Raw genomic sequence first — 1,501 nt, 5'->3', positions numbered from 1 at the left:
TTGCCGGACTTTCCCGATGTCGGTCACGTCGTCACGCCGCGCCACCTGATACATCACGTCAGCGGCTTGCGAGAGCAATACGAGCTGCTCGTGCTCGCGGGGCGCGACCTGCGAGATTTGGTGACCCAACCTCAGCTGATCAAGGTGTTCGAGCAGCAGCGTGCTCTGAACTTTGCGCCGGGCACGGACTTTCTCTACGGCAACTCGGGTTACACGTTGCTGGCGGAGGTGGTCCAGGCCGTCTCGGGGCATTCGCTGCGTGAGTTCACGACGCAGCGCATGTTCGAGCCGTTGGGAATGAAGCGCACGTTCTATATCGATGATTGGCGCGAGGTTGTGCCCGGTCGCGCCGCTCACTACGAGAAATCAGAGGGTCGCTGGCTGCACTTGCGAGATGGCGCCGGCGACGTCGGTGCCGTTGGGCTGCTGACTACGGTAGAAGATCTTGCTCAGTGGGCTGGGAACTTCGGCAAGCCGCGCGTCGGCGATGCCGCATTGATCGACCTGATTTCGCGCAGCGGCCGGTTGAACGACGGCAGTTCGGTGCACTATGGCTTCGGTTTGTTCGATCAGCCGCAGCGAGGGCGCAAGGCGATCAGTCATCTCGGCGTCGATCGCACGGTGATGTCGTTCCTCGTCTACTACCCGGAGCACGATCTGGGAATCGCGGTGTTGAGCAACTCGGATGTCGAAGTCACGGAGGTGGCTTTGGATATCGCCGACCTCTATCTGCCGCCGGTGAAGTCGACGGTTGCTCAGCAAATCTCGCCGCCGGTGGTCGCGAAGCCCGCGCAACTGGCTCGCCTCGTCGGAACGTATGTGAGCGAGGGTCTGCCGGCTTTGCTATTGGAGTCCGATACCGCGGGCTTGAAGATGCGGTTGACCGGCGATCAAGACGGGCGTGCGTTGGTGCTTCGTCGTGACGGCACTTTCGACAGCGGCTCACCGGCGTCAGAGTACTTTCGTCCGACAGCCACGGGCGTCGATCGCATTCGGGCGGTCGGCGCGCCAACTCACTATCGTCGTGTGGAGCGGGTTCAGGATGAGCGAAGTCGGCTGGCCAAGCTCGCAGGTCGATACCACAGCGATGAGCTGGATGTGACCTATGAGTTCGCGGTCGAGGGGGATCAGCTGGTCGCGCGCAGTCTGTGGCGCGCGGAACCGATTCGGCTGGTGCAGATCACTGCGGAGCAGTTCGATTCCGATGCGGCCACGCTACGTCGCAATATCAACCCGCATTCGTTCACGTTCGACATCGATGCCAGCGGTAGGGCGGCGCGTGTTCGGATGCATAGCGCGCGTGCCCGCAATATCGAGCTGCTTGCCGTCAAGTCGACGCATCCTTGATAGCGATCAGCGCTGCTGTTTCTGCTCGTTATAAGTCGTTTGTGAGATGAGATCGTCGACGCTGCCGTCCGGCTTGTACGAGACGGTCGTCCGGGTGATTTCGAGCTGATTGGCCGTGTATCGGTAAGCGGTCAATCCAGTCACCTTGCCGTGA

The 1,501-nt window shown here is 61.3% G+C and carries 1 protein-coding gene; it reads left to right on the top strand.

Translation table 11 applies throughout. From position 1 onward, the window contains the following. Positions 1 to 1,347: serine hydrolase domain-containing protein (locus tag JNL55_RS08535; RefSeq protein WP_293851994.1), on the top strand; the 1,347-nt coding region annotated here is incomplete at its 5' end. Positions 1,348 to 1,501: the final 154 nt, after the last annotated feature.

It is taken from the genome of Steroidobacter sp. (genome assembly GCF_016790065.1).
Lineage (GTDB): Bacteria > Pseudomonadota > Gammaproteobacteria > Steroidobacterales > Steroidobacteraceae > Steroidobacter.
This window is presented reverse-complemented; position numbering and strand designations above follow the sequence as displayed.